Origin of the sequence: Corynebacterium coyleae (genome assembly GCF_030408635.1) — a bacterium.
Classification (GTDB): domain Bacteria; phylum Actinomycetota; class Actinomycetes; order Mycobacteriales; family Mycobacteriaceae; genus Corynebacterium; species Corynebacterium coyleae.
Genome location: NZ_CP047198.1, coordinates 1,733,839 through 1,754,284 on the forward strand (window position 1 = coordinate 1,733,839; position 20,446 = coordinate 1,754,284).

A 20,446-nucleotide genomic window follows, 5' to 3' on the forward strand; every position below is an offset into this window, starting at 1 on the left:
ACGTTACTCCGTGGCTATGTACCCTCGGGAGGCAATCCTGTTCAATTGTCAGAAAGGTGTTGTTTATGTCGTTCGATGTCACACTTCCTGCCCGCGGTACGACGGTGCGCGCGGTTGCCGGTTCTGCCGCCCCTGAGGGCGCTGTGCTGCTGGTTCCGGTCGCACAGGGCGAAGACGGAGTCGAACTTCCTGTCACCCAACTTGCCCCGAAGGGCCTGCTTGAAGCCCTCGTTGCGGTCGGCGCGAAGGGTACGGCTAACGAGGTCACCCGCGTTGTCGTCGACGGCACGCTGGTCATCGCGTACGGCCTCGGCGACGCGAACGACATTGACGACGAAGCCGTGCGCCGCGCCGTCGGTGCCGTCACCCGCACCCTCAATGGGGTGGAAAAGGCAGCTATCTCCGCCGAGTTCGGCGTCCAGCCGGTCGTCGAGGGCCTCCTGCTCGGCGGCTACGTTTACAACGGTCTGAAGTCCACCGCCAACACGCTTGACGACGACAACACCGACGCCGAACTCCCCCAGACCACCGAAGTCACCGTGGTCGGCGCAGACGAGAAGGCGTTCGAGCAGGCCGTTATCGTCGCCGAGTCGGTCAACCTGGCCCGCGACCTTGTCAACACCCCGTCAAACTTCCTCTACCCCGAGTCCTACGCCGCTGTCATGGGCGAGGTTGCTTCGGCGGCCGGCCTGGACATCGAGGTGCTCGACGACAAGGCGCTTGAAGATCAAGGCTTCGGCGGCATCCTCTCCGTCGGTCGCGGCTCCGCACGTACCCCGCGCCTGGTCCACCTGACGTGGGCGCCGTCCGGGGCGACGAAGAAGGTCGCGCTTGTGGGCAAGGGCATCACCTTCGACACTGGTGGCATCTCGCTGAAGCCGGGCTCCGGCATGGAGGACATGATCTCCGACATGGGCGGCTCCGCAGCACAGCTCGGCGTCATCGCCGCTGCCGCCCGCCTTGAGCTGCCAGTGCGTATCGACGCCTGGCTGCCCCTGGCCGAGAACATGCCATCCGGCACCGCCACCCGCCCGGGCGACGTGATCACCCACTACGGCGGCATCACCAGCGAGGTCATCAACACCGACGCCGAAGGCCGCCTCGTCCTTGCCGACGCCATCGCCCGCGCCTGCGAGGACAACCCCGATTACCTCATCGAAACCGCAACCCTCACCGGCGCACAGCTGGTCGCCCTGGGCAACCGCACCTCCGGCGTGATGGGGTCCGACGACCTGCGCGACCTCATCGCCGAGACAGGCCGTGCCGTCGGTGAGCAGGCTTGGGCTATGCCGCTTCTCGAGGAGCAGGAAGACGAGCTGAAGTCCCCCATCGCTGACATCCGCAACACCCACAACGCCCGCACCGGCGGCATGCTCTTCGCCGGCCTCTACCTCTCCCGCTTCGTGCCGGAGAACGTCGAGTGGGCTCACATCGACATCGCCGGTCCGGCCTGGAACGGCGGCGGCGCCTGGGGCTACACCCCGAAGCGCGCAACCGGCGCCCCGGTCCGCACAATCCTCGAGGCGCTCAACCGCCTGGCTGCGAAGTAGGCGTTTGAGGCAATACGGCCACTATGCCGCTGCATAGTCCCCCGCTCTCGAGCCGACAGGACTATGCCGCTGCATAGTTCTGCTAGGCCTCCCCACCTAAACGGCACACCGTACACGGTACATTTCGCTATTTTTCGGTGAAATGTACCGTCTTTGATGTGCCGTTTAGCCGTATGGGTCGGGCGGGGGCAGCGTAGCAGGCACGGGACGGCGCAGAAGCCGTCTAGCTGTACGGGTTTTCGCCGCGCTCGAACCGGGCGCGGCGTTCTTTTTGTTCCTCGCGCTTACGCAGGATGCGTTCCTGTTCCATTTTCTTTCGCATGCGGTCGGGGTAACCGGTCTCTTCGACGTCGTAAAGCAGAATCCCCAGCATTTTGGAGACGGCGTCGATGCCCTTGGGGCCGCCGATGCGGCGTCGGGTGTAGTTGCCGTGCTCGTCGACAAGAACAACGGACATCTCGTTGACCATGGTTTCTGGCTCGACAAAGCCTTCCACGAACGTGCGGCCGGCGACCCAATCGCGCAAGTATTGTGCGTCGTCGGGGCGGATTGTCTCGCCCGGTGCCCGTGGCGGTTTGAACGTCGTGGACTTCTTGCCTTTGCCGAACAGGTTGAACACGCCCCACATCATACGGGCCTGTCTAAGCAATTAGGTCACCCCTTGGGCAACGAACGTGTGTGGATGCAGGTACGCTTTGTGCCGTATAGCTTCCAACGTTTCAATGAGGAGACTTTAAACATGGCGCACTCTGTTGAGATGCCCGAGCTGGGCGAGTCAGTCACCGAAGGCACGATCACTACGTGGCTGAAGGAAGTCGGCGACACGGTTGAGGTCGACGAGCCGCTGCTCGAGGTCTCCACTGACAAGGTCGACACCGAGATCCCCTCCCCTGTCGCTGGTGTGATCCTGGAGATCAAGGCTGAGGAGGACGACACCGTCGAGATCGGCGACGTCATCGCGATTATTGGCGACGAGGGCGAAACCCCGGCCGGCGACGACAAGTCCGACGACTCCGCCGACGCCAAGGAAGAGGCGAAGGACGAAGAGCCGGCTGAGGAGCCGAAGGAAGAAAAGAAGGCTGCTCCGAAGCAGGCTTCCGGTTCCGCTACCGACGTTGAGATGCCGGAGCTTGGCGAGTCCGTCACCGAAGGCACTATCACCACCTGGCTGAAGGAAGTCGGCGACGAGGTTGAGGTCGACGAGCCGCTGCTCGAGGTCTCCACTGACAAGGTGGACACCGAAATCCCGTCCCCGGTTGCTGGCACCCTGATCGAGGTCCTGGCGCAGGAAGACGACACCGTTGAGGTCGGCGATGTTATCGCCCGTATCGGTGACGCTAACGCTGCTGCTTCCTCCGACGACGCCGACGAGGCAGAGGCTGAGGCCGAAGAAGAAGCACCGGCTAAGGCTGAGGAGCCGAAGGAAGAGAAGAAGGCTGCTCCGAAGAAGTCCTCTGGTGAGGGCACCAAGGTTGAGATGCCGGAGCTCGGCGAGTCCGTCACCGAAGGCACCATCACCACTTGGCTGAAGGAAGTCGGCGACACGGTCGAGGTCGACGAGCCGCTGCTCGAGGTCTCCACTGACAAGGTCGACACCGAGATCCCGTCCCCGGTTGCTGGCACCATCATCGAGATCCTCGCTGAAGAGGACGACACCGTTGAGGTGGGCGACGTGATCGTGATCATCGGCGACGCTGACGCCGCTGCTGCTTCCGACGACTCCGCCGACGAGGCCGAGGACGAGGTCGAAGAGGCTGAAGAAAAGGCCGAGGAGAAGGCTGAAGAGAAGAAGCCGGAGCCGAAGGAAGAGCCGAAGCAGGAGGCTCCGAAGGCTGCTTCCACCGAGTCCAAGAACGCTTCCGCGAAGGTGAACAACGACGACAACGTCCCGTACGTCACCCCGCTGGTGCGCAAGCTGGCTGAGAAGCACGGCGTTGATCTGAACACGGTTGAGGGCACCGGTGTTGGTGGCCGCATCCGTAAGCAGGATGTTCTGGCTGCTGCCGAGGGCGGCAAGGCTGAGGGTGCATCTGCTTCCTCGTCTGCGACGAAGGAGCAGACGGAGCAGCCGAAGGGCGAGCGCGCGAACTGGTCCACCAAGTCTGTGGATCCGGCGAAGGCAGAGCTCATCGGCACCACTCAGCGCGTGAACCGCATCCGCGAGATCACGGCTGCGAAGATGGTCGAGTCGCTGCAGACGACTGCCCAGCTGACCCACGTGCAGGAAGTCGACGTCACCCGTGTGGCGGAGCTGCGCAAGAAGGTGAAGCCGGCGTTCGTCGAGAAGCATGGCGCAAACATCACGTACCTGGCCTTCTTCATCAAGGCCACGGCAGAGGCGCTTGTGTCCCACCCGAACGTGAACGCTTCCTACGACGCGGATGCGAAGGAGATCACCTACCACGAGGATGTCAACATCGGTATCGCTGTTGATACCCCGATGGGTCTGCTGGTGCCGGTGATCAAGCAGGCGCAGAAGAAGAACCTTGCGGAGATTGCGAAGGCGATCACCGACCTGGCCGAGCGCGCACGCAACAAGAAGCTGCGTCCGGACGACCTGTCTGGCGCAACCTTCACGGTGACCAACATTGGTTCCGAGGGTGCGCTGCTGGATACTCCGGTGCTGACCCCGCCGCAGGCTGGCATTCTGGGTACGGCTGCGATTGAGAAGCGCCCGGTCATCGTGACCGAGGATGGCATTGACTCCATCGCGATCCGTCAGATGTGCTACCTGCCGTTCACCTACGATCACCAGCTGATCGACGGTGCGGACGCTGGTCGTTTCGTCACGACCATCAAGGACCGCATCGAGGAGGGTGACTTCGAGGCTGACCTCGATATCTAACCTCTAGCAGGCGAAAGCCCGGCACTGATTTATGTCAGTGCCGGGCCTTCTTTTTATGTTTACACTGGCGCGCATGACAGGCACATTCAAATCTTTCCGCAACAACACTGAACATTTCATGCGCGAGGCACTCGGCGGCCTTGTGGCCGCGCATCCTTTTGCGGAGTGGCACAACGAGGGGTTCGTGGGGCTTTTGCGTGACGACGACTCCCCCGCCCGCGTCGCCGTCATCTCCGGCGGCGGGTCGGGCCACGAGCCGATGCACGCCGGGTTCGTCGGCGAGGGGATGCTGGACGCGGCTTGCCCGGGGCTGCTGTTTACGTCCCCGAACGCGGTGCAGATTGGCGCGGCAACGGAGTGGGCAGATCGTGGCCGTGGTGTTGTGCATGTGGTGAAGAACTACACGGGCGACGTCATGAACTTCACCGTGGCGGGCAACCACGCCGATGCGGAGGTGAAGCAGGTGTTGGTGGCTGACGATGTGGCCACTGAGATCGATAACGATGACTCGCCGGGGAGGCGGGGTACGGGGGCGACGGTGATCGTCGAGAAGATTGCGGGCGCTGCAGCGGCTCGTGGCGACGACCTCGACGCAGTTGCGAAGGTTGCGCAGCGGGCGGCGGATCAGTCGCGAAGCATGGCGGTGGCGCTGCAGCCTGGCCACTCCCCGACCAGCGACCGTGCAACGTTTGATCTGGAGGAGGGCCAGATTGAGGTCGGTGTTGGTATTCACGGTGAGCCGGGTGTGGAGCGTCGTGATCAGGCAGATTCGAAGCCGTCGGCGCAGGCGCTGGTTGAGGAGTTACTCGATGCGGTGCTGGCTTCGCTCAAGGACAGTGGTGTTGCGGTGGGTGATGCCATGCTCTTTGTCAACGGCCTGGGTGGCACAAGCGAGCTGGAGCTCGATCTGGTCTTCGGCGAGGCGCTCAAACAGCTGTCGGATCGTGGCGTGACGGTGCGTCGCGGAATGCGTGGCTCGCTAGTGACGTCGTTGAACATGGCTGGTATTTCGCTTACAGTCACGGCGCTTGACGACGAGCTCATCAGCCTGCTCGACGCGGAAACCCAGGCACCAGCCTGGCCTGATTTGGTCCGTGACCCGCAGTATTCCGACGCCACGATGACGGACGACGAACAGCAGCCAGACAGTGGCGAGGCAAACGTGTGGCTTTCGGCCTTTGTGGATCGCCTCGCAGCTGCCTACGACGACCTGACGGCGCTAGACCGCGAGGCCGGCGATGGCGACTTTGGCCAGAACATGGAGGCGGCCTTCGGTGATATGACTACCCCGATTCGGGGCAATGATTCCGAGGTGCTGAACTTCTTCGCCCATCGGATGTTGGTTCGCGCGGGTGGTACGTCGGGGGCGGTGCTGGGCACGTTCTTCCGCGAGATGGCTGACGTGTTTGAGCGCGCCAATGTGGATTCGCGGGAAGCGGACGGCGCTGCGTTTGGCAAGGCGCTGGCTGAGGGCCTGCAAAACGGCGTGACTGCCATTACTGAGCTCGGTGGCGCGAAGGAGGGCGACAACACGCTTATCGACGCGCTCGTGCCCGCCGCAAAGGCCACCGAATCGCTCGATGGCGCTGCCACTGTGGAGGACGTTCTTGAGCACGTATTTGCAGCTGCCGTCGAGGGCGCAAAGTCCACCCGCGGTATGCAGGCGAAGAAGGGCCGGGCCTCCTACCTGGGAGAAAGCGCAAAGGACGTGCCGGATCCCGGCGCGATTGCGGTGACGTGGTTGTTTGGTGCAGCGGACGTGAGGGAGTTCTAAAACCCTGGTAGACCGCTTTGTCTTATTGGTGGGTGTCACGGACGTGTTTGCCCGCTATGCTTGGGCGTGCTCGTACGCCCCGAGATAAGGAGCCTTCAGTTGGATTACATTTCCCGTCATATTGGCCCAAACCAGGATGAACAGCAGCAATTGCTGGACGCGCTGGGTTACGAAAGTATCGATGCGCTGATTGCTGCAGCGGTGCCAGGCGGGATCCTGGCTGAGCAGCCGCTTGATCTGCCGGATGCGCTTACGGAATACGAGGCTCAGGCTCGACTGCGTGAGTTGGCTGGCAAGAACAAGGTCTTGCGCGCGTTCTATGGCCAGGGCTTTAACTCGACTCTCACGCCACCGGTGATTCGTCGTGGTGTGGTGGAGGATGCTGGCTGGTACACCGCGTATACCCCGTATCAGCCGGAGATTTCTCAGGGGCGCCTGGAGGCGCTGCTGAATTTCCAGACCATGGTGCAGGATCTGACTGGTTTGGATATTGCGAACGCTTCGCTTCTCGACGAAGCCTCAGCCGCCGCGGAAGCAGTTGGCCTGATGGCTCGTGTGGTGAAGAAGGGTCGCCGTGTGCTGTTGGATGCTCGTTTGCATCCGCAGGTGATCAACGTGGCTGCAGAGCGCGCCCGTGCGATTGATCTTGAGGTTGAGGTTGTTGACCTCACCGAGGGTGTTGTCGGCGAGGACCTGGTGGGCGCGGTGTTTGCCTACCCGGGTACCGAGGGCGACGTTGCGGATCCGCGTCCGGTGATCGAGGCGATCCACGAGCGTGGCGGCCTGGTTGCGGTTGACGCGGACATTCTTGCGCTGACGCTGTTGGAGTCCCCTGGTGAGTTCGGTGCGGATATCGCAATCGGCACCACCCAGCGCTTGGGTGTGCCGCTGTTCTACGGTGGCCCGCACGCCGCCTACATGGCTGTGCGTGAGAAGTTGCAGCGTCAGATGCCAGGCCGCCTCGTTGGCGTGTCCAAGGATGCGGAGGGCTACCCCGCATACCGCCTGGCGTTGCAGACGCGTGAGCAGCACATTCGTCGTGAGCGTGCGACGTCCAACATCTGTACCGCTCAGGCACTGCTTGCGGTCACCGCGTCGATGTACGCGGTCTACCACGGCCCGGACGGGCTGACGGAGATCGCCGGCACGATCCACCAGCGCGCGACGGATTTTGCTGCCGCTCTTGAGAAGGCTGGCGTGAAGGTCAAGCACGCCGAGTTCTTCGACACTGTTGCGGTGGAAGTTGAGGGGGCGCGTGGTGTCGTCGATAAGTTTGCGCAGGCGGGCTACCTCGTTCGTGCGATTGACGACAACACGGTCGGCGTGTCCTTCGGCGAGGACACCACGGACGCGGACATTGCGGCGCTGCTGGCCGGCTTCGGCGCTGAGGCTGCGACCGGCGAGTCTCGTATCCCGGCGGCACTCGCACGTAAGACCGAGTTCCTCACGCACGAGACGTTCAACCGCATCCACTCTGAGACCCAGATGATGCGCTACATCCGCGAACTCGGCGACAAGGACCTGGCGCTGGACCGCACGATGATCCCGCTGGGTTCCTGCACAATGAAGCTCAACCCGACCGCGGGCCTTGAGGCGATTACGTGGCCGGACTTTGCCAACGTGCACCCCTTCACCCCGGACGAGTACACCGAGGGATGGCGCGAACTTATCGACGAAATCCGCTCCTGGCTGGTCGAAATCACCGGCTACGCCGAGGTGTCCGTCCAGCCGAACTCCGGTGCGAACGGCGAGTTGGCCGGTCTGTTGGCGATCCGTCGCTACCACGTGGCCAACGGCGATACCGAGCGCGATATCTGCCTGATTCCGGCGTCGGCGCACGGTACGAATGCGGCGTCGGCGACGCTGGCGAACCTGCGGGTGGTCGTCGTCAAGACTGCTGCCGATGGTTCCATCGACATCAACGACTTGGACGAGAAGCTGGCCAAGCACGAAGGCCACGTCGCAGCCATCATGCTCACCTACCCCTCCACGCACGGCGTGTACGAGGAAGACGTGCGCGTGGTCTGTGACAAGGTGCATGCGGCTGGCGGCCAGGTCTACATCGACGGCGCGAACATGAACGCCCTGACCGGCATCGCCCGCCCTGGCGACTTCGGCGGCGACGTGTCTCACCTGAACCTGCACAAGACGTTCACCATCCCGCACGGTGGCGGTGGCCCGGGCGTTGGCCCGATCGGTGTGGCCGAGCACCTCATCCCGTTCTTGCCGTCCAACCCGAACGTGCCGCTGGAGCAGGCCGCTGCGGAGATCGACGGCTCGGCTGGCGTGCCGGTGGCCTCCACCCTGTTTGGCTCGGCTGGTGTGCTGCCGATTTCCTGGGCGTACATCGCCATGTCCGGTGCGGAAGGACTGCGCAGTGCCACGGCGCACGCGGTGCTGAACGCGAACTACATTGCGAAGGAACTCAACGACTCCTTCCCGGTCCTCTACACCGGCAACAACGGTCTTGTCGGCCACGAGTGCATCCTGGACCTGCGCGAACTCACCGATCAGTCCGGTGTGACCGCCGCCGATGTGGCCAAGCGTCTGGTGGACTACGGCTTCCACGCCCCCACCCTGGCATTCCCGGTTGCGGGCACGCTCATGGTGGAGCCGACCGAGTCCGAGGACCTGGCTGAGATCGACCGCTTCATCGAGGCAATGCGCTCCATCCGTGCGGAGATCCAGGAGATCATTGACGGCAAGATCGAGTACGAAAACTCCGTGGTCCACAACGCGCCGTACACCGCGCACAGCGTGGCCCGTGACGAGTGGCCGTACGAGTTCACCCGTGAGCAGGCCGCCTACCCGGTGGATCGTCTCGTCCACCAGAAGTACTTCCCGCCAGTGCGTCGTGTTGACGAAGCATTCGGCGACCGCAACCTCCAGTGCGCATGCCCGCCGCCGGAGGCCTTCGACATCACTGACGACACTAACGGCACCGACAACTAGGAGTAAGGAGAACACCCATGCCACAGACTCCCCTGTTTGCTAAGCACGAGGCGCTCAACGCCTCCTTCACCGACTTCGGTGGCTGGACCATGCCGCTGAAGTACGCCTCCGAGTTGGAAGAGCACCGCGCGGTGCGCAACGACGTTGGCATTTTCGACCTGTCCCACATGGGCGAAATCGACGTCAAGGGCCAGGACGCTGCAGCGTTTTTGGACTACGCGTTGATCTCCAACATGTCCATCCTGAAGGTGGGCAAGGCGAAGTATTCGATGATTGTCGATGAAAACGGCGGCATCCTCGACGACTTGATCACATACCGCTTCGACGACGACCACTTCATGGTTGTGCCCAATGCTGGCAACACCGCAGCCGTATGGGCGGCGTTCGAGGCACGCAAGGGCGACTTCGACGTCGAGCTGCGCAACGACTCCGAAGCCACCGGCCTGGTTGCCGTACAGGGACCACGCTCCCTCGAGGTGCTCACCCCACTTTTGGACGGCGACGCCAGCGCACTCGAGTACTACTCCGGCGCCTGGATGACCCTCTCTTCCGTCGACGATGCGAAGCGAGTCGACGTGTTTGTCGCTCGCACCGGTTACACCGGTGAAGACGGCTTCGAACTGTTCTGCGCGGCCGAAGACACCGTTGCTGTGTGGGACGCCGTCATCGACGCTGGCACCCCGTGTGGTTTGGCTGCACGTGACTCGCTGCGCCTCGAGGCATCCATGCCGTTGTACGGCAACGAACTGACCGTTGACATCACCCCGGTGGAGGCCGGGATGGGCCGGGCGTTTGCAAAGAAGGAGGCGGACTTCGTCGGTAAGCAGGCGCTCACTGGTCGCGAGCCGAGCGTTGTTATCGCTGGTCTGACGTCTGAGCAGCGCCGTGCCGCACGCCAGGGATCCGACGTGTACCTGGCGGGTACTGAGGACAAGATCGGCGTGGTCACCTCTGGCCAGCCTTCGCCGACGCTGGGCTACCCGGTCGCACTCGCACATGTGGATCCGGCACACACGGAAGTGGGCACCGAAGTGGAAATTGATATCCGCGGACGCCGCTACCCGTTTACTATTGCAGCAACCCCGTTTTACACCCGAGAGGACGCATAATCATGGCTCTGAAGCAGGATTTCTACTACTCCGAGGACCACGAGTGGATCAACGCCACCCCGGACACCGCCGTTGGCCAGACCGTACGCGTGGGCATCACCCACGTCGCTGCTGACCGCCTCGGTGAGGTTGTGTTCGCGGAACTGCCGCAGGTCGGCGACACCGTCACCGCAGGCGAAACCTGCGGTGAGATCGAATCCACCAAGTCGGTCTCTGATCTGTACTCCCCGGTCACCGGCACGGTCACCGCTGTCAACGAGGACATCGACGGCGCGTATGAGGCCATCAACAACGACCCGTACGGCGAAGGCTGGCTCTACGAGGTTGAGGTCGAAGAGGTCGGCCCGCTCATGACCGCCGACGAGTACGGCGCCGCTAACGGCGTGTAGTACACATCTCTGCCGGGGACTAGGGTTGGGCGCATGACTGCGCCACGTGACCCGTTTTTCCCCGCAGAGAAGTCCATCCGAGCCTCAGACTCGCCCATTGACGTACGCGAGCTGGGGCTCGTGGACTATCAGCAGGCCTGGGATCTTCAGGCCGAGATTGCCGCGCAGCGCGCCAAGGATGAGGTGGGCGACACCATCCTGGTGTTGGAGCACCCCTCCACGTTCACTGCCGGCAAGCGCACCCAGCCGGAGGATATGCCGGATGCTTCCTACCCCGTCCCGGTTGTGACGGTGGACCGTGGCGGTCGCATCACCTGGCACGGCGAAGGCCAACTCGTGGTGTACCCGATTATTAAGTTGGCCGAGCCGGTAGACGTCGTCGATTATGTGCGCCGCCTCGAAGAAGCCCTCATTCAAACCGTGCGGGCAGCCGGGGTGACCACCGCAGGGCGTATCGACGGCCGCTCGGGCGTCTGGGTACCCGCTGAAACCAAGGCGGCCTCCCCTGAGGCCTCGACACGTGAGCGCAAGATCGCAGCACTTGGCATCCGTATCACCCGTGGCGTGACCATGCACGGGCTGAGCCTGAACTGCGACAACACCCTCGAACACTACGAACACATCGTCGCCTGCGGTATCGACGACGCCGACGTGACCACCATGTCGCTCGAACTCGGACGCGACATCTCGCCTGCCGATATGGCTGGCCCTGTCGTGCACGAACTCAAGCGAGCTTTGGCTGGTGAACTGGTGGTTGCGGACCATACGTTTGCCACTCGGCCGGACCCGTCGAAGGGTTTGACAAAACATGTACGGTAGGGGGCGTGACTGTAGCACCAGAAGGACGCAAGCTGCTGCGCGTTGAGGCGCGCAACTCGCAGACACCAATTGAGAAGAAACCACGCTGGATCCGCAACTCTGTAAAGACCGGTCCCGAATACGAGGACATGAAGCAAAAGGTCAAGGGAGCGGGGCTGCACACCGTGTGCCAGGAAGCCGGCTGCCCCAATATTCACGAGTGCTGGGAATCGCGTGAGGCAACGTTCCTCATCGGCGGATCGCGTTGCTCGCGCCGTTGCGATTTCTGTGACATCGCCTCCGGCAAACCGGATCCGTTGGACCGCGACGAACCGCGTCGCGTGGCAGAAGAGGTTAAGAGCCTCAACCTGAACTACTCCACCATCACCGGTGTGACCCGCGACGACCTCGAAGACGAGGGCGCATGGCTCTACGCAGAGGTCGTTCGCAAGATCCACGAACTCAACCCACACACGGGCGTGGAAAATCTCACCCCGGACTTCTCCGGCAAGCCGGATCTGCTCCAGGAAGTGTTCGAAGCACGCCCTGAGGTCTTCGCCCACAACCTGGAGACTGTCCCGCGCATCTTCAAGCGCATCCGTCCGGCGTTCCGTTACGAGCGATCTCTGGACGTTATCCGCCAGGCACGTGACTTCGGTTTGATCACCAAGTCCAACCTCATCCTCGGCATGGGTGAGACCCGTGAAGAGGTCCTGGAGGCACTCAACGACCTTGTTGATGCCGGCTGCGACATCATCACCATTACGCAGTACTTGCGCCCAGGTCCGACGTACCACCCGATCGATCGTTGGGTGAAGCCGGAAGAGTTCATCGAGTACCGCGACGCTGCTTACGAGATGGGCTTCGGAGCTGTCATGTCCGGCCCGCTGGTCCGCTCCTCCTACCGTGCAGGCAAGCTCTACGTGGAAGCAATGAAGCACCGTGGGCTCGAACTGCCGGAGAACCTGAAGCACCTCGCGGAAACGTCTCAGGGTGAGACCGCGCAGGAAGCCTCGTCGCTGCTGAAGAAGTACGGCGCGTCTGAGGACCACCCTGTAGAGACCCGTTAGGGGTCTTTGGCCCGCGTCTTAGCTGTGGCATACAGTATTGGCCATGGCTAAGACGCAGGACAAGGCAGCCGCAAAGGCTGCGAAACAGGAACAACGCGCGGCGAAGCGCGCGAAGAGCAAGGCAACGCGCGGGCAAATCGTCCAGGCGTTTAATATTCAGCGCAAGCGCGACAAGGCGCTTATCCCGATCATGCTGGCCTGTGTGCTCGGCGTCGGGTTGCTATTCTTCCTCCTCGGCCTGTGGTGGGGCATGAAGTGGCTCTGGCTCGTCTTCGGCCTCGTTCTGGGTGCCGTGCTGGCAATGTTTGTCTTCTCCCGCCGCCTGGAGCGCTCCATGTACGAAGAGGTCGGCGACACCCCAGGCGCTGCCGGCTGGACACTGGAGAACATGCGCAACACGATGGGCATCGTGTGGCTGACTAAGACCGGCGTGCAGGCGAATACCCACATGGACACCGTCCACCGCGTAGTGGGCAACCCGGGTGTGGTCCTGGTCGGCGAGGGTAACCCGAACCGTTTGAAGACCCTGATGTCCAAGGAGCACAAGCGCGTCGACCGTCTGCTGGCTGGTGTACCGATCTACGAGGTGTATGTCGGTGAAGGCGAAGACCAGGTGCGCACCCGCGACCTGCAGAAGCACCTGCTGAAGCTGCCGAAGAACTATCAGAAGAACGAGGTATACAACCTCGCAGCGAAGTTGGACGCAATGGATTCACGCGCACGCAACGGCCAGATGCCGGGCCTGCCGGGTGGTCCACTGCCAAAGCAGGCACAGAACATGGCGGGTATGAACCGCAAGATGCGCCGTATGCAAGAGCGCAAGGGCGGAAAGTAACCCCCGAATCCCCCTATGATCCGCTCGCTACCTGGAGCGGATCACTGTTGTGGTGGTGGCGCGGTCATGCATGCCGCGCCCGTCGGCGTCGACAAGCGCTGCGGGCAACACGAAGCCGGTGAGGACGGTGCGCAACGCTGCGCGCCACAGTCCCACCGGCGCCTCTTTGTCTACACGCGCCACCCCCATGCCGAGCGCAGCCATACCTGGGGTGCGGGCGAACAACCAGCCTCCCAGGATTCCCAGCACGATCCACAGCAGGTAGGTCAGCGTGTACTTGTCCCCCAACGCTGAGGTGTTCTGGGTGATCAGGGATGCGGCGATGGCGCAGATTGTCCAGTCGATGAGCACCCCGCCCATGCGTCGCGCCACCGATGCTTGCGAGCCGGCACCTTTCTCCGGCATGCCGAGGAACTCCCCCGGATAGGACGGCAGATGGTCCTCGCCGTTGAATTGATTAGGGATTTCTGGGCCGTTGCGCCAGTCAGGTCGTCGATTAGCAGCCATACTCTATGAGCCTAGCGGTGTACAGGTCTACACTTGTAACCGCTTATGACAGCCGACCGACGAGGAGTACCGCCCGTGTCCTTCGACAACATCGAAGACGTTAAAAAGTTCATTGTCGACGAGGGGGTGGAATTCGTTGACGTGCGCTTCACCGACGTGCCCGGCATCGAACACCACTTCTCCATCCCGGCCTCCATGTTCGACGAAGACGTGATGGAAGAGGGCCTCGCTTTCGACGGCTCCTCCATCCGCGGCTTCACCACGATCGAAGAGTCCGACATGACGCTCATGCCGGACCTGGCCACCGCGAAGCTCGACCAGTTCCGTGGCTCGAAGACGCTAAACGTGAAGTTTTTTGTCAACGACCCGTTCACCCACGAACCGTTCTCGCGCGACCCGCGCAACGTAGCCAAGAAGGCCGAGGAGTACCTGCGCTCCACCGGCATCGCAGACACCTGCTCGATTGGCGCCGAGGCCGAGTTCTACCTGTTCGACTCCATCCGCTACGAGGTGGACGCCCATACTGCGTTCTACGAGATCGACGCGGAAGAAGGCTGGTGGAACCGTGGTGCCGAGGCTGACGTCGATGGCGGCCCGAACCTGGGCTACAAGAACCGTGTGAAGGGTGGCTACTTCCCCGTCCCGCCGCACGACAAGACCGTCGAGGTGCGCGACGCGATGGTGCGCAACCTGGCTGAATCCGGTTTTGAGATCGAGCGTTTCCACCGCGAGGTGGGCAACGGCGGCCAGCAGGAGATCAACTACCGCTTCAACACCCTGCTACATGCGGCGGATGACCTGCAGGACTTCAAGTACATCATCAAGAACACTGCCACCCAGTTCGGTAAGACCGTCACGTTCATGCCGAAGCCGCTCGCTGGTGACAACGGCTCGGGCATGCACGCCCACCAGTCCCTCTGGAAGGACGGCGAGCCGCTGTTTTACGACGAGTCCGGCTACGGCGGCCTGTCCGACATCGCCCGCTGGTACATCGGCGGCCTGCTCGAGCACGCAGGTGCCGTACTCGCCTTCACCAACCCGACGCTGAACTCCTACCACCGCCTGGTGCCGGGCTTCGAAGCCCCGATCAACCTGGTGTACTCCCAGCGCAACCGTTCCGCTGCCATCCGCATCCCGATCACGGGTGCGAACCCGAAGGCGAAGCGCATCGAGTTCCGCGCACCGGACCCGTCGGGCAACCCCTACCTCGGCTTCGCAGCCATGCTCATGGCTGGTATCGACGGCATCAAGAACCGCATCGAGCCGCACGCCCCGGTGGACAAGGACCTCTACGAACTGCCACCAGAAGAGGCCAAGGACATCCCGCAGGCACCGACCTCGCTTGAGGCTGCCCTGCAGGCGCTTGAGGCTGACCATGACTTCCTCACCGAGGGCGACGTGTTCACCGAGGATCTCATTCAGACCTACATCAAGCTGAAGTACGACAACGAGATCACCCCGGTGCGCCTGCGTCCAACGCCGCAGGAATTCGAGATGTACTTCGACTGCTAAATCAGAGGCAAAACAGCGGCTCGATGGTGGCTGAAATAGCCTCGTTCTCCGCTAAGCCTTAGATAACTTTGTATAGCCTGACCTGCGGAAGGTCAGGCTATACATGCTTGCGCAGGCAAAACAATGGGTTCATAGTGGGCGCTATGACTGATTTGATGGCACGCCCCAATGACTGCTCCGCCGACTGCCCGGTGGTGTACGACCTGCACCCGATGCAGCACGTTGAGCCTGGCACCAGCGAGCGGCTCAACCGCCTCCGCGCGGCCGTCCTTGGCGCGAACGACGGCATTGTCTCCACGGCGGCTGTCGTCGTGGGTGTAGCGGGCGCGACCGCGAACCAGACGACGATTGCCATGTCCGGTTTGGCCGCCGTCGTTGGTGGTGCTGTGTCGATGGCGCTTGGCGAATACGTCTCGGTGTCGTCGCAACGCGACTCGGAGCGCTCCATGGGCTTTGCGGAGCACCAGCAGGTCAATCCATGGTCAGCCGGTATCGCGTCGTTCCTGTCGTTCATCTTGGGTGCGGTGCTGCCATTTGTGACCGCGATACTGGCGCCGGAGTCCGTCCGCATTGTGTCGATCTTCGCTGTGACGCTCGTTGCGCTTGCACTCACCGGCGCACTGTCGGCAAAGCTTGGCGATTCCCCGGTGCTCCGCCCGGTTCTGCGCATCGTCGTCGGTGGAACACTCGGCCTAGCGATGACTTTTGCGGTGGGTTCGCTCTTCGGCGCCGCTGCACTTTAGCGTCCAGAGTGGCGGTAGCGATTTGGATCGTATCCGTTTGACGTGGGAAAACACCCAAACCACACAACTCCACACAAAGTACACAACTCCACACAAACCACATAACTTCACATAACATCGGTAGTGTCGCCGACATCCTGCGCGTGCCAGAGGATGAGTATCCCGAACTGCCGAATGGCCAGGTACAACAAAAGGGATTACCATAAATGGGGTGATGAACAAGCTCCGCCAACTTCCTCCGGCCGGCCCCGCATGGGGCGGCAGCCTCATGGGTACGTCGATCGTGTCGCGACTGCTCGTCGAAAAGAACATGATGCTTGGCGCGAGCATCTTCGCAGCGATCGCCTCCGCAATCCTCGTTGTATTAGTGGTTGGCTTTGTCACATACCGCCAGCCGAGCTTCAAACGCACCTCAATGGCGGAATGGTCGATGTTCTTCATCGGAATCCTCGCGCTCGGCGCCGCACTGTCTGGGTTGACGGATGTGCCGGTGTACCGCCTGGTCGGCTTTTGGATCGGCGCGCCCGTCACCACCTTGACCTGGGCGATCCAACTCACGCGATTCGAAGGAAAACCACGGTTTACGTGGGGGCTGCCGCTTGTCGGCCCGATGATCTCCGCGTCTGTGGCCGGCTGGCTGGCCCGCGACTACGGGCAGATCTACCACGTCATGGGCACAGTGTTTTTCTTCATGTCGCTGCTGACCGCAGTGCCGGTGTTCATGCGCGTCTACTGGGCTGCCTGGCACGGTGAGGTTGATCTGTCGGGCCCGAACTCTGCGACCGCATGGGTGCCGCTCGGCGTGATCGGCCAATCCACTACCGCGTTACAGATCCTCTACCCCGGCTACTTCTCGGTCCACTACGGCTACGTGGCGCTTATGCTGTCCATCCCGCTGGCCATCTACGCCATGGTCACCTTCTACCCCAACGTCGCACGCTGGACGCAGTACTCCCCCGCCTGGTGGTCGTGCACGTTCCCGCCGGGCACGGTGAGCATGGGTGGCCACCAGGTGGCGCTGGTCAACGGGTCGCACTGGCTGGACGCCGTTGCCTTGGCAATTCCGTTCCTGCTGCTCGCTCACTGGACGGTGTGCTCGAGCAGGTTTATCAGTTGGGTTATCGAAGGTCGCCGGGACAACAACTCGCAGTCGACGCAGACGCCCCAGACCTCGAAGGCTGCGCGCCAGATGGCGGCCTAGCGCGCCACGTTGAGGTCGACCTCGATCCCGCCAACGCGCCCGCGGGAGGTGAACTGCCACACCGCGGGTTCCGGGAACCCGAGCGGGCGCGGCCACTTCCCCAACTGCGCCGGGTCCGTCACGGTGTTGTCGCCCCAGTGCGCGAGCCACAGTTCCCCAAACTGTGCAGGGCTGGCCAGCCCCATGTGCCGGCGCCAGTACCAGGCGTTGGTGTAAACTCCGGCCACTTCCACGCCAGCTTGGGTGAAGCACTCTACAGCGGTGTGGACGTCGTCAAGCGTAAGCCCCGCGGGTGACTCCACGTCGAGCCACATGGGCAATTGCGTATCGACGAGCACCTCACACGCCACCTCCACCTGCCGCTGCACCGTCGTGCCCTCTGAGGGGGCGCGGAGAAAGTGGTAGGTGGAGGTGGCGCAGCCGGCGGTGGTGGCGTCGAGAAGCAATTGCTCAAAACACGGGTCGCGGTAGGTGCCGTCCGTGGTGCGGATGATGGCGAAGTCGAAGTCGGTGAAGTCGAAGCCTCGTTGGTATTCGGAGACGTCGACGCCGAATCTCACCGCTTCTTCAGCCCCATGCGCGGGGTAAAGCTGCCTGGGTGGCGGCGCTGCGCTGCGGCATCGGCGATGGTCAGGCGCCACTTCGGGTCGGTCACCGGCATGTTGGAAATCGGGAACCAGCCGACCTCGACCGACTCGTCGTCACCGACGATGGGCACGGCGGTGGGGTCTGTAGCCTCGCAACGAATCTGCACCGACATGTACGTCGCCTTATCCCCGTTGTCGTGCGTGACCGGGCCAACCACGCCGACGCCGAGGATTGCCGCCGGCTCGACCTCCACACCAGTCTCCTCGAGCACCTCGCGCACCGCGGCCATGTGAGGCTCCTCGCTCGGGTCCGCGATGCCGGTCACCGGGGTCCAGTTCCCATTGTCGGCGCGGCGCACGAGCAGCACGTCCGGCACCGCCCAGTCGGAGGTGTCCGCTGAATCGCGCAACACCACCGCGCACACGCTGGGCACCCACATCAGGTCGGTGCCGATCTTTTTACGGGTTTCCACAATGAACTCCGGGATAGGCATGGGTGCGAGTGTACAATCCCTTCCGATATGAGCACTTCCGTGACCGAACCCGAACAGCCCACGCGCACCTTCCTGCAGCGCGTGCCCACACCGGTGTTTGTCACGGTCTACGGCGCACTCGTCGTCGCCGCGGTGGTGGGGGCCGTGTTCGGGCTGCGCTACACCGCAGACGCGGAACGCACCGAGGCGTCCCTGCCACAACCGGTGCGCCCCTTTAACCCGGCCCCGGCCGATCCTGCCAATGTGGCGGCGAGTGTGCGCCCCCACCTGATCCAGAACCTGCAGGTGGGCAAAACCAACACTGGTGTGATGGCGCGTGGCGATCTCGCCGAGTACGTCATGAGCGATTCCACCGAGTTCGCCGGCCACGTCTCACGCCTGCTCGAGCAGAACTGCCTAGACACGCTCGAGCTGACCACCCCAGACGGCATGCGGGTGAACTTCTGGGGCTTTTGCTTTGCGACGATACCCGCCACCACCATCCAAAACACCTTCGATTTCGCCGTGGCCCAAGGCGCTGACTCCGCGTCCTTCGCCGTCTACCCCGCCCAGAACAACTTCCACGAAATCAGACTGATCTGGACCGACGCGGAAGCAACCGGCTACGACGCGAAGCAACTCGAGCGGCAGTGGAAGCAACTCGACCGCCCCGACGAGATCGACCGCATCGCGTTCTTCGGCTACTACGACGACGAGGTCATCGTGGTGGATAACGACAAGAAGGACGGCAGGTCCACCAAGACGTTCCCCGCCGGTGAGGCGTTCAACGAGAAGTGGGGCCTCGAGCGCTAACTACCAGCGCGCATTACCAGCTCTGATTACCAGCTCTGATTACCAGCGCTGGGGCACGAGATCTGCGTCAGGCACGACGTGGTTGATCACGGCCATCACCTGGTTGATGTTGGAGTAGCTCATCAGCAGCGGATCCTCCATGCCTTCGAAACACTCCTCCCCCGCACGGCCAGCCTCGGTTCCTGAGACCACTCCGATGACCGTCGCTCGGCCGTTGATCTCGGTGAACACTGGCCCGCCCGAGTCGCCCGAAGCGGCGCAGACGGAGGCGATGTCGCCGTGGGTTTGGGCCTCGGCGTCGTCGTCAAGATTCACGATCTGCACACGCTGGGTCGCCTCAAACTTGCCGCAGGTATAGCCGGTGGTCGCGCCGGTTTTGCACACGCGGTCGAGATCGTGCAGGTCCTTGGCGATACCGGTTGCGATCGGAGCACCAACGACATCCATGAACCGCTCGGTATCGGTGATCTCGATGATGCCGACATCGATACCTTTCGTTTCCTCATTCGCGTCGCCGTACATGCCGGAATAGATGAACTTGCCCACCTCGTGCGCGTAGTCGAAGGCTGTCTCCGCATTCGTCGGCCACACAAGGTCGCCCGCACGCCCGCAGTGGCCCGCAGTCACCGCATAGGCTCGGCCGTCAGCGCCAGTAAACGAGAACGCCGCAGTGCACGACTGGGCGGTGAAGTGCTCACCCGGCTCCGGGTAATGGTCCGTGGACTGAATGCGCGTACCCGGCGCCCACGGCGCGAACGCAGGCACGAGCACATTGCTCTCCTCCACCGGTGCAGGCGGGGCCTCATCCGGCGTTTGCACACGCTCAAGCGCGTGGCGCTCCTCCACCGTGGGAGTTGGGAATTGGCTCGTGGTCAGCCCGAGCCACACCACCATCGCAACAGCAGCAAGCGTTGCGACGATCACCGTAATCCACCCACCGGTCCGCAAACCCGTACGCCGCTGAGTGGGCGGCGCAGACAGAGCAGGCTGCGCGGGCGTGCCGGGCACGCCGGGCACGCCGGGCATGTCCGGGAACTGCCACTGCTGGCCATCCTCCGGCTGGTAGCGCCGCGCCAGGTTGTCGCCGCCTGCCTGATGTTCAGGGAAGGTCAAGCGCGAGCCTTACTTGTCGGCGTCGGAGTCTTCGGCGTCGGTGTCGTCGTCAAGAAAAAACTTGTCACCCTTGGCGGCTTCCTCGGCCTGAATCTTGATGTCGCGCAGGAACTTCTCCGGATCGAACTCCGTGTACTGCTCAGGACCTGCGAACTGCTCTTGTGCCATCGGTGGG

Annotated in this window: 19 protein-coding genes; 13 read left to right on the plus strand and 6 right to left on the minus strand. The window is 62.8% G+C overall.

Features of this window, described 5'->3' with window-relative positions:
• The first annotated feature begins 65 nt into the window (after nt 1–65).
• Nucleotides 66–1,550, plus strand: coding sequence for a leucyl aminopeptidase (locus tag CCOY_RS08405; RefSeq protein ID WP_092100299.1), 1,485 nt, complete (start codon nt 66–68; stop codon nt 1,548–1,550).
• 223 nt (nt 1,551–1,773) lie between these two features.
• Here CCOY_RS08405 and CCOY_RS08410 read toward each other — a convergent pair whose 3' ends face one another.
• Complete coding sequence (locus tag CCOY_RS08410) at nt 1,774–2,169, minus strand: oxidoreductase (protein ID WP_070570230.1); 396 nt, start codon at nt 2,167–2,169, stop codon at nt 1,774–1,776.
• A 120-nt stretch (nt 2,170–2,289) separates the two neighbouring features.
• Here CCOY_RS08410 and sucB point away from each other — a divergent pair, with 120 nt between their 5' ends.
• The 8 genes from sucB (at nt 2,290) to CCOY_RS08450 (ending at nt 13,322) form a co-directional block, all read left to right on the plus strand.
• The gene (sucB, locus tag CCOY_RS08415; RefSeq protein WP_092100301.1) at nt 2,290–4,395 is read left to right on the plus strand and encodes a 2-oxoglutarate dehydrogenase, E2 component, dihydrolipoamide succinyltransferase; all 2,106 of its coding nucleotides are present in this window, start codon (nt 2,290–2,292) and stop codon (nt 4,393–4,395) included.
• A 73-nt stretch (nt 4,396–4,468) separates the two neighbouring features.
• Complete coding sequence (locus CCOY_RS08420; protein ID WP_244268620.1) at nt 4,469–6,169, plus strand: dihydroxyacetone kinase family protein; 1,701 nt, start codon at nt 4,469–4,471, stop codon at nt 6,167–6,169.
• Between the two features lie 99 nt (nt 6,170–6,268).
• Nucleotides 6,269–9,121, plus strand: coding sequence for an aminomethyl-transferring glycine dehydrogenase (gene gcvP, locus CCOY_RS08425; protein WP_092100304.1), 2,853 nt, complete (start codon nt 6,269–6,271; stop codon nt 9,119–9,121).
• 17 nt (nt 9,122–9,138) lie between these two features.
• Nucleotides 9,139–10,230, plus strand: a complete 1,092-nt coding sequence (gcvT, locus tag CCOY_RS08430; RefSeq protein ID WP_092100305.1) for a glycine cleavage system aminomethyltransferase GcvT — start codon at nt 9,139–9,141, stop codon at nt 10,228–10,230.
• Between the two features lie 2 nt (nt 10,231–10,232).
• Entirely contained in the window at nt 10,233–10,619 is a 387-nt protein-coding gene (gene gcvH / locus CCOY_RS08435) for a glycine cleavage system protein GcvH (protein ID WP_070422154.1), read from the plus strand.
• 33 nt (nt 10,620–10,652) lie between these two features.
• Nucleotides 10,653–11,438, plus strand: a complete 786-nt coding sequence (gene lipB / locus CCOY_RS08440; RefSeq protein WP_070484036.1) for a lipoyl(octanoyl) transferase LipB — start codon at nt 10,653–10,655, stop codon at nt 11,436–11,438.
• Nucleotides 11,439–11,443: 5 nt separating this feature from the next.
• Complete coding sequence (lipA, locus tag CCOY_RS08445; RefSeq protein WP_070570133.1) at nt 11,444–12,487, plus strand: lipoyl synthase; 1,044 nt, start codon at nt 11,444–11,446, stop codon at nt 12,485–12,487.
• Nucleotides 12,488–12,530: 43 nt separating this feature from the next.
• A complete protein-coding gene (locus tag CCOY_RS08450; protein ID WP_092100307.1) occupies nt 12,531–13,322 on the plus strand; it encodes a DUF4191 domain-containing protein in 792 nt (263 codons plus the stop codon).
• Nucleotides 13,323–13,349: 27 nt separating this feature from the next.
• On the opposite strand, the gene CCOY_RS08455 is transcribed toward CCOY_RS08450, so the two are convergent.
• Nucleotides 13,350–13,829, minus strand: coding sequence for an RDD family protein (locus CCOY_RS08455; protein ID WP_070771549.1), 480 nt, complete (start codon nt 13,827–13,829; stop codon nt 13,350–13,352).
• A 45-nt stretch (nt 13,830–13,874) separates the two neighbouring features.
• Here CCOY_RS08455 and glnA point away from each other — a divergent pair, with 45 nt between their 5' ends.
• The 3 genes from glnA to CCOY_RS08470 all read left to right on the plus strand — a co-directional run bounded on the left by glnA (nt 13,875) and on the right by CCOY_RS08470 (nt 17,285).
• On the plus strand, nt 13,875–15,341 hold the full coding sequence (gene glnA, locus CCOY_RS08460; RefSeq protein WP_371326164.1) for a type I glutamate--ammonia ligase: 1,467 nt from the start codon (nt 13,875–13,877) through the stop codon (nt 15,339–15,341).
• A gap of 212 nt (nt 15,342–15,553) precedes the next feature.
• On the plus strand, nt 15,554–16,084 hold the full coding sequence (locus tag CCOY_RS08465) for a VIT1/CCC1 transporter family protein (protein ID WP_208856598.1): 531 nt from the start codon (nt 15,554–15,556) through the stop codon (nt 16,082–16,084).
• A gap of 214 nt (nt 16,085–16,298) precedes the next feature.
• Complete coding sequence (locus CCOY_RS08470; protein ID WP_083292012.1) at nt 16,299–17,285, plus strand: TDT family transporter; 987 nt, start codon at nt 16,299–16,301, stop codon at nt 17,283–17,285.
• On the opposite strand, the gene CCOY_RS08475 is transcribed toward CCOY_RS08470, so the two are convergent.
• Entirely contained in the window at nt 17,282–17,845 is a 564-nt protein-coding gene (locus CCOY_RS08475; RefSeq protein WP_092100309.1) for a glycoside hydrolase family 25 protein, read from the minus strand. The genes CCOY_RS08470 and CCOY_RS08475 overlap by 4 nt on opposite strands.
• Complete coding sequence (locus CCOY_RS08480) at nt 17,842–18,366, minus strand: NUDIX hydrolase (RefSeq protein WP_070614609.1); 525 nt, start codon at nt 18,364–18,366, stop codon at nt 17,842–17,844. Before CCOY_RS08480 ends, CCOY_RS08475 begins: the two co-directional genes overlap by 4 nt.
• Before the next feature lie 27 nt (nt 18,367–18,393).
• Between CCOY_RS08480 and CCOY_RS08485 the strand changes: the two genes are divergently transcribed.
• Complete coding sequence (locus CCOY_RS08485) at nt 18,394–19,158, plus strand: hypothetical protein (RefSeq protein ID WP_070450827.1); 765 nt, start codon at nt 18,394–18,396, stop codon at nt 19,156–19,158.
• Nucleotides 19,159–19,197: 39 nt separating this feature from the next.
• On the opposite strand, the gene CCOY_RS08490 is transcribed toward CCOY_RS08485, so the two are convergent.
• Together CCOY_RS08490 and CCOY_RS08495 are read right to left on the minus strand one after the other, a co-directional pair.
• Nucleotides 19,198–20,271, minus strand: a complete 1,074-nt coding sequence (locus CCOY_RS08490; RefSeq protein WP_244268621.1) for a S1 family peptidase — start codon at nt 20,269–20,271, stop codon at nt 19,198–19,200.
• Between the two features lie 9 nt (nt 20,272–20,280).
• Entirely contained in the window at nt 20,281–20,439 is a 159-nt protein-coding gene (locus CCOY_RS08495; RefSeq protein ID WP_167594452.1) for a hypothetical protein, read from the minus strand.
• Nucleotides 20,440–20,446: the final 7 nt, after the last annotated feature.